The following is a 261-nucleotide window of genomic DNA, read 5'->3' as shown; positions in this document are numbered from 1 at the left end:
GCGGCCGCGTTTCGGATCAGGAAATCCTGGTCCGCACCAAGCAGTTGATGGAGCAGGGCGCCCGTGGCATCGTCTATGGCCGCAACGTCATCCAACATCATAATCCCGGCGGCATGACGCGGGCCTTGATGGCGATTGTCCATGACAAGGCTTCCGTCGAGCAAGCCTCGCTGCATATTGGCTGACGAGCGTCTGGGAGGACATGTCATGACGAATATATTCCGCTTCGGCGTCATCGGCTGCGGTCTGATGGGGCGCGAG

General features: G+C 60.2%; 1 pseudogene. It reads left to right on the top strand.

The window, feature by feature from the left end:
- A pseudogene (locus EOD29_RS32725) lies at positions 1–185 on the top strand (aldolase); the annotation flags it as partial.
- Positions 186–261 lie beyond the last annotated feature (76 nt).

It is taken from the genome of Mesorhizobium sp. M1A.T.Ca.IN.004.03.1.1, assembly GCF_003997555.1.
Taxonomy (GTDB): Bacteria; Pseudomonadota; Alphaproteobacteria; order Rhizobiales; family Rhizobiaceae; genus Mesorhizobium.
Note: the sequence above shows the minus strand (reverse complement) of the source record. Positions and strands in the feature narration are given on the sequence as shown.